The organism is Aeromicrobium sp. CnD17-E (genome assembly GCF_024124745.1).
Taxonomy (GTDB): domain Bacteria; phylum Actinomycetota; class Actinomycetes; order Propionibacteriales; family Nocardioidaceae; genus Aeromicrobium.
In genome coordinates, this window is record NZ_JAMXRU010000037.1 from 20,732 (window position 1) to 28,128 (window position 7,397).

9 protein-coding genes are annotated in these 7,397 nt (G+C 71.9%); 1 reads left to right on the top strand and 8 read right to left on the bottom strand.

The features are described 5' to 3' along the window. Window positions 1-9: 9 nt before the first annotated feature. The 8 genes from NH339_RS09135 to NH339_RS09170 form a co-directional block, all read right to left on the bottom strand. Window positions 10-759: an MBL fold metallo-hydrolase gene (locus NH339_RS09135; protein ID WP_253024614.1), complete on the bottom strand. Its 750-nt coding sequence runs from the start codon at window positions 757-759 to the stop codon at window positions 10-12. Continuing rightward, a complete protein-coding gene (gene murI / locus NH339_RS09140) occupies window positions 756-1,562 on the bottom strand; it encodes a glutamate racemase (RefSeq protein ID WP_253024616.1) in 807 nt (268 codons plus the stop codon). Before murI ends, NH339_RS09135 begins: the two co-directional genes overlap by 4 nt. 58 nt (window positions 1,563-1,620) lie before the next feature. Further along, entirely contained in the window at window positions 1,621-2,391 is a 771-nt protein-coding gene (locus NH339_RS09145) for an amino acid ABC transporter ATP-binding protein (protein ID WP_253024618.1), read from the bottom strand. Next, entirely contained in the window at window positions 2,388-3,866 is a 1,479-nt protein-coding gene (locus NH339_RS09150; RefSeq protein WP_253024620.1) for an ABC transporter substrate-binding protein/permease, read from the bottom strand. Before NH339_RS09150 ends, NH339_RS09145 begins: the two co-directional genes overlap by 4 nt. Before the next feature lie 217 nt (window positions 3,867-4,083). Continuing rightward, entirely contained in the window at window positions 4,084-5,061 is a 978-nt protein-coding gene (locus NH339_RS09155; RefSeq protein ID WP_067855709.1) for a ribose-phosphate pyrophosphokinase, read from the bottom strand. A gap of 50 nt (window positions 5,062-5,111) precedes the next feature. Next, on the bottom strand, window positions 5,112-6,062 hold the full coding sequence (locus NH339_RS09160; protein WP_253024622.1) for a PLP-dependent cysteine synthase family protein: 951 nt from the start codon (window positions 6,060-6,062) through the stop codon (window positions 5,112-5,114). A 4-nt stretch (window positions 6,063-6,066) separates the two neighbouring features. After that, the gene (locus NH339_RS09165) at window positions 6,067-6,399 is read right to left on the bottom strand and encodes a MoaD/ThiS family protein (protein WP_253024624.1); all 333 of its coding nucleotides are present in this window, start codon (window positions 6,397-6,399) and stop codon (window positions 6,067-6,069) included. Window positions 6,400-6,439: 40 nt separating this feature from the next. Beyond that, complete coding sequence (locus tag NH339_RS09170; protein ID WP_253024635.1) at window positions 6,440-6,874, bottom strand: Mov34/MPN/PAD-1 family protein; 435 nt, start codon at window positions 6,872-6,874, stop codon at window positions 6,440-6,442. 93 nt (window positions 6,875-6,967) lie between these two features. On the opposite strand from NH339_RS09170, the gene NH339_RS09175 reads away from it, so the two are divergent. Beyond that, on the top strand, window positions 6,968-7,397 hold a 430-nt coding region (locus NH339_RS09175; protein WP_253024637.1), incomplete at its 3' end, for a GntR family transcriptional regulator.

Consider the following 7,397-nt stretch of genomic DNA (forward strand, 5'->3'; position numbering starts at 1 on the left):
CGACGTCCGTCAGACGTCGTAGACCTGCCCGGCCTCGACGAGCACGAACTCTCCGGCGAACGTCGAGCGCGTGTCGGCGGCGACCTCGTCGCGGTCGGTCCAGGCGGGCACGTGGGTGACGAGCAGACGTCCGACGCCCGCGCGGGTGGCGTAGTCGCCGGCCTCCGCCCCGGTCAGGTGCAGGTTCGGCGGGTTCGTCCCCGACTCCACGAACGACGCCTCGCACAGGAAGAGGTCGGCGCCGAGCGCGACGTCGTCGAGGGCCTCGGTGGGCGCGGTGTCGCCGGAGTACGCGAGCACCTTCCCGTCGACCTCGAGGCGCATGCCGTACGCCTCGACGGGGTGGTCCATGAGGCGCGGCGTGACCGTGAACGGGCCCACCTGCACGGTCTCGCCGTCGACCCACGTGCGGAAGTCGAACTGGTCGGCCATCTGCAGGCCCTCGGTGCGCCCGTAGCTGCTCGCGAGGAACGGGCCGGCGCCCTGTGGCGCGTACACGGGGATCGTCGGCAGGGTGCCCTGCGGGTGGTACTTGCTCACCACGTAGAAGCCCGAGAGGTCGAAGCAGTGGTCGGCGTGCAGGTGCGACAGCAGCACCGCGTCGACGTCGCGCAGGTCGAGGTGGCGCTGCAGCGGACCCAGCGCGCCGCTGCCGAGGTCGAGCAGCAGCCGGAAGCCCTCGTGCTCGACGAGGTAGCAGCTGGACGCGGAGTCGGGCCCGGGGTAGGACCCGGCGCACCCGACGATGGTGAGCCTCACGCGACCACCTGCGCGAACTGGCCGACCGAGCCGACCTCGGGACCGAGGAAGCGTCGGCCGAGCACGCCGAACTCGTCGGGTCGGCCGGTGGTGAGGAAGCGGTGCTCGGGTGCACCCGCCGCGGGGTCGCGGAGCAGGTCGTCCTGGACCAGACGGGCGTACACGTCCTTCGCCGTCTCCTCCGCACTCGAGACCAAGGTGACCTCCTCGCCCATGGCCAGGGCGATCGCCCCGGTCAGGAGAGGGTAGTGCGTGCAGCCGAGCACGAGCGTGTCGACACCCGCCTCGCGCAGCGGCGCGAGGTACTCCTCCGCGGCGGCGGTGACCTCGGGCCCGCTCGTGACGCCACGTTCCACGAGGTCGACGAAGTCGGGGCACGCCTGCGTGAACAGCTCGATGCCGGGGTTGGCGGCGAAGGCGTCGTCGTACGCCCGGGACGCAGCGGTCGCGCGGGTGCAGATGACGCCGACCCGACCGTTGCGGGTGGCTCGCGCCGCGCGCCGCGTGGCGGGCACGATCACCTCGACGACGGGCACGTCGTAGCGCTCGCGAGCGTCGCGCAGCACGGCGGCGCTCGCGGAGTTGCAGGCGATGACCAGCATCTTCACGCCGTGCGCGACGAGGTGGTCGAGGCACTCGAGCGCGAACTCGCGGACCGCCGGGATGGGCTGGGGTCCGTAGGGCTGACGGGCGGTGTCGCCGAGGTACAGCACGGCCTCGTGGGGCAGCTGGTCGATCACCGCTCGAGCGACCGTCAGGCCGCCGAAGCCTGAGTCGAAGATCCCGATCGGTGCGTCCGCCACGAGGCGCAAGCCTACGGACCGTCCGGCGACACGGCCAGTCCCGGGACCGTCATGATCATCACCCCGGGTGCAGCACGCGCTCGAGGAAGCGCTGCGTGCGCTCGTGCTGGGGCGCGTCGACGACGTCGCGTGCGGGTCCGCGCTCGACGACGTGCCCGCCGTCGACGAAGACGACCGTGTCCGCCACGTCGGCCGCGAACCGGATCTCGTGCGTCACGACCACCATCGTCCATCCCTGCGAGGCGAGGTCGCGCACGACGGCGAGCACCTCGCCGACGAGCTCGGGGTCGAGCGCCGACGTCGGCTCGTCGAGCAGCACCACGCGGGGACGCAGCGCCAGTGCACGGGCGATGCCGACGCGCTGCTGCTGGCCGCCCGAGAGCTGCGACGGGTACGCGTCCTCGCGTCCGGCGAGCCCTACCTGCTCGAGCAGTGCGCGGGCGCGTGCGGCGGCCTCGTCGGGGTCCTCGCCCTGCACCTGCACGGGTCCCTCGACGAGGTTGCCGAGCACGGTGCGGTGCGGGAAGAGCTCGTGGGACTGGAACACCATGCCGCTCTGCGCGCGCAGCCGCTCGCAGGCCCGACGCCCCTCCTTGCCGCGCGGCAGCGACCCGAAGTCGACCGACACGTCGCCGATCGACACCGTGCCGGCATCGGGCACGGTGAGCGCGTTCAGCGAGCGCAGCAGGGTCGTCTTGCCCGACCCCGACGGGCCGATGATGGCGCTGGTGGTGCCCTCGGGGACGTCGAGGTCGACACCGTCGAGCACGACGTTGTCGCCGAAGGTCTTGCGCAGGCCGCGGGCCTGCAGGAGCGACGGCGTGGTCATGGCGTCACGTACCTGTTCAGTCGGGTCTCGAGGCGTCCCTGCGCCACCGAGAGCACGGTGCAGACGATCCAGTAGTACAGGCCGCCCAGCAGGTACAGCGGCAGGTAGTCGAACGACGCCGACGCCTGCTGGTTGAGGACGCGCGTGACGTCGGTGAGGAGCACGACCGACACGAGCGAGGTGTCCTTGACCAGCGAGATGAGCGTGTTCGACAGCGGCGGCACGGCGATGCGCGCAGCCTGCGGCAGGACGACCCTGCGCAGGGCGAGGCCGCCCGACATGCCGATGGTCGCGGCGGCCTCGTGCTGCCCGCGCGGCACGGCCAGCAACGCGCCCCGGACGGTCTCCGCGCCGTAGCCCGCCACGTTCACGCTGAGGGCCAGCACCGCGGCCGGGAAGGACGGGAGGTCCAGTCCGAGCTGCGGCAGGCCGTAGAAGACCACGAAGAGCTGGAGCAGCAGCGGCGTGCCGCGGACCGCGGAGATGAAGAAACGGGCCGGCCACGAGAGCCACCGGGACGACGACGCCCGGGCCAAGGCGATGAGCACCGCCGCCGCGAGGCCGATCGCGAAGCTGATCGCGGTCAGCGGGATCGTGATCTTCACCAGGGCGACGAACGCCGGCCACGCGGCCTCGCGGACGCTCGTCACCCACGACGTCTCGTCGCGACCACCGACCTTTGCCTCTCCCCCGTCCTCGACGGAGACGTCGGCGCCGAAGTAGTCCTCGCTGATGCGCTCCAGCGTGCCGTCGGCGCGCAGGGCGTCGAGCGCGCGGTCGGCCTCACGCACCAGGTCGGCGTCGTCCTGGCGGAACGCGAGCGCCTGGCGGCTGACCTCGTCGCCCGCGTCGCCGACGATCTCGACCTGGTCGTTGCCGGAGGTGGCGAGGTAGTCGAGGACGGCGATGTTGTCGTTGACGATCGCGTCGACCCGGCCGCGCGCGACCAGGTCGGCAGCCTGCGAGAACTGCTCGACGTTCTCGACCTTCGCGCCGGCGTCCTTCGCGACCTGCGACCAGTTGCTCGTGGCCGACTGCGCCGTGGTCAGGCCCTTCAGGTCGGCCAGCGTCCGGATGTCCGAGCCCTTCCGCGCGACGATGACGCCGCGCGAGTAGGCGTACGGCTCGGAGAACGCGTACCGCGCCTCCCGCTCGGGGTTGATCGTGATCTGGTTGGCGATCACGTCGATGCGGCCGGCGTCGAGCGAGCCGAAGAGGGCGTCGAACTGGGACTGCACGAACCGCAGGCGCCAGCCGGCCTCCTTCGCCACGGCCTTCATGACGTCGACGTCGTAGCCCGTGAGCTGGCCGTCCTCGTTGAACGAGAAGGGCGGGTAGGTGCCCTCGGTGCCGACCACGACCTCGCGGCCCTCGCCGGAGCCGCCGTCGGCCGCCTGCGCCGGCCCCACCAGGAGCAGCGGCGACAGCACGGCCAGCACGAGGCCCGCCAGCAGCCCCAGCACACGTCGGCTCACGCCGGACCCCCTTCGTCGTCGCTCGACCCTAGTCCGGCTGGCCGACGACGGCACCCCGGTCCCACGACACGGACCACTTCCCCAACGGTGACTTCTCCACCGGATCGGGGTCGGCGGTGGATGCGCCACCGTCCCAGCGCTCACACGGTGGAGGACTCACCGCCGAGAAGGACGTCGCACCTCACGGTGGAGAAGTCACCGCTGGGGGGAGGGAGCGTCAGAGCGGGAGCTTGGGCTGCGGCGGGGCGTGGGTGGGGTCGACGCCGTCGAAGAGGCTGCTGACCGACTCGCCGGCGTGGATCCGGGCGATGGCCCGCGCGAAGAGCGGCGCGACGGACCGTACGCGCAGGGCGGGCCAGTCGGCCGGTGGCGGGACGGTGTCGGTGGTGACGACCTCGGCGATGCCGGGGTGGTCGCGCAGCCGCTCCACGGCCTTGCCGGTGAACAGCCCGTGGGTGCAGGCCACGGAGATCTCCGTGACGCCCTGGCGCTCCAGCATCGAGACCAGCTCGACGATGGAGCCGCCGGTGGCGATCTCGTCGTCGAGCACGATGGCCCGCTTGCCGGCCACGTCGCCGACGATCGCGTCGATGACGACCTTGTCGTCGGCCTTGCGCTGCTTGCTGCCGGCCGCGACCGGCAGCCCGAGGAGCCGTGCGAACTGCGACGCGGTCTTCGCGTTGCCGAAGTCGGGCGAGACGACCACGGCGTTCGACAGGTCGGAGTCGCGGTAGTGGTCGGCGAGCTCGCCGATGGCGGTCAGGTGGTCGAGCGGCATCGAGAAGAAGCCGTGCACCTGCGGTGCGTGCAGGGTCATGGTGACCACGCGGTTGACGCCGGCGGTGGCCATCATGTCGGCCACGAGCTTGCCGCCGATCGAGATGCGCGACGCGTCCTTCTTGTCCGAGCGCGCGTACGCGTAGTGCGGCACGACGACGGTGATCGACGCGGCCGACGCACCGCGCGCGGCGTCGACCATGAGCAGCAGCTCCATGAGGTGGTCCTGCGTCGGCGGCACCAGCGGTTGCACGATGTACACGTCACGCTGGCGGCAGTTGGCGAGCAGCTGGGACTGCAGGCAGTCGTTGCTGAAGCGCACGGTCTCCGACGGCGAGAGGCTCGTGCCGAGCTCGCTGCAGATGGCCTCGGCCAGGGCTCGGTGGGCGCTTCCGGAGAAGACCACGATGTCGCGCACACGGTGAGGCTAGCGGAGGTGGCGCCGCCCCGGAACCACGAACGGCGAGGTCAGGCCCACAGCTGGCCGTCGAGCGCGTCCTCGGCGTCGTCGAGGGTGCCCTCGTAGGCGCCGGTGGACAGGTACTTCCAGCCGCCGTCGCAGACGATGAAGACGATGTCGGCGCGCTCGCCGGCCTTCTGGCTCTTCACCGCCTGGGCGAGCGCCGCGTGCAGGATGGCGCCGGTGGAGATGCCGGCGAAGATGCCCTCGTGCTCGATCAGCTCGCGCACCCGCCGCACGGCGTCGCGCGGGCCGACACTGAACCGCGCGTCGATGAGGTCGGCGTCGTACAGCTCGGGCACGAAGCCCTCGTCGAGGTTGCGCAGGCCGTAGACCAGCTCGCCGTAGCGCGGCTCCGCGGCGACGATCCGCACGTCGGGCTTGGCCTCGCGGAAGAAGCGGCCCGTGCCCATGAGCGTGCCGGTGGTGCCGAGCCCGGCGACGAAGTGCGTCACCTCGGGCAGGTCGGCGAGGATCTCCGGCCCGGTGCCGCGGTAGTGCGCCTCGGCGTTGGCGGGGTTGCCGTACTGGTAGAGCATCACCCAGTCGGGGTGCTCCTCGGCGAGGCCCTTCGCGACCCGCACGGCCTCGTTGGAGCCCCCCGCGGCGGGCGAGGGGATGATCTCGGCGCCCCACATCCGCAGGAGCTGGCGACGCTCCTCGGACGTGTTCTCGGGCATCACGCAGATCATCCGATAGCCACGCATCTTGGCGACCATGGCCATGGAGATGCCGGTGTTGCCGCTCGTCGGCTCCAGGATGGTGCAGCCGGGCGTCAGACGACCGTCGGCCTCGGCCGCCTCGATCATGGCCAGCGCGGCGCGGTCCTTGATGGACCCGGTGGGGTTCTGGTCCTCCAGCTTCGCCCACAGCCGGACGTCCGGCGACGGCGACAACGACGGCAGCCCGACGAGGGGCGTGCCGCCGACGGAGTCGACGAGCGAGTCGAAGCGGGTCACTGGCTCAGGAACCCGGCAGGGGTGCCGGGCCCTGGGCGGCGGAGGACACCACGGCGACGTCGACGGCGCCACCCGCGACGGCGGGCAGGATCACGACGGTGTCACCGTCGGAGACGGCGGTCTCGAGCCCGCCGGTGAAGCGGATGTCCTCGTCGTTGACGTAGACGTTGACGAAGCGGCGGACGCTGCCGTCCTCGACCAGCCGCTCCTTGATGCCGGTGTGGGCGGCCTCGAGGTTCTCGACGAGCTCGGCGACGGTGGCGCCCTCGCTCTGCACGGCGCGCTCGCCGTCGGTGTAGGTGCGCAGGATGGTCGGGATTCGGACCTCGATGGCCATCGGTGTCGTCGCTCTCTTCCGGGGTTCGGGGGGTGGGTGCTCAGGTGTCGTAACGCTCGACGATGGTGACTTCTTCCTCGGTCACCTCGCCGTCGACGATCCGGTAGGACCGGAAGTCGACGTCGGTGCCCTCGACCTCGCCGCCGTCACGGGTGGAGACGAGCACGTAGTGGGCGTTCGGCTCCGACGCGAGGTTCACGTCGGTGCGGGACGGGTAGGCCTCGGTGGCGGTGTGGGAGTGGTAGATGACGACGGGTTCCTCGTCGCGGTCGTCCATGTCGCGGTAGAGCCGCAGGAGGTCGCCGGAGTCGAACTCGTAGAAGGTGGGCGACATCGCGGCGTTGACCATCGGCACGTGGCGCGCGGGACGGTCGGAGCCGATCGGCCCGGCGACGACGCCGCACGCCTCGTCCGGGTGGTCGCGGCGTGCGTGGGCGATGATCGCGTCACGGGTCGCGCGGTCGATGGTCAGCACGGCGGCGAGTCTAGCCAGGTGCGGCGGACTCGTCGGGCGACGTCTGGCTCGCGAGACGCACGGGCGCGACGACCGACCCGCTACGCTTTTGGTATGCCAAAGACTCGCCGCGAGGGTGCGCTCGACGCCGACCGCGCCGCCGACGTGCTCCGCGACCTCATCGTGGCCGGTGACCTCGTGCCGGGTCAACGTCTCGTCGAGCGCCGGCTCGCCGACTGGATCGGCGTCTCGCGCGTCCCGGTGCGTCAGGCGTTGCACCAGCTGGTCGTCGAGGGCTTCGCCACCGAGCGGGCCACCGGGGGCGTCGCGGTGAGCGACCTCTCCCCCGACCAGGTGAGCGAGCTGCTGGAGGTGGCGCACGCCCTCGACGCCGTGGCCGTGCGACGCCTGCTCGCCGCGCGCACCGACCTGTCGTCGCTGCGCGCGCTGCTGGTGCGCGCAGGGTCGGCGATCGACGGCGGACGCGAGGCCGACGCCGTGCGGCTCAACGCCGAGTTCCACCTGCGCCTGCTCGACCTCGCGC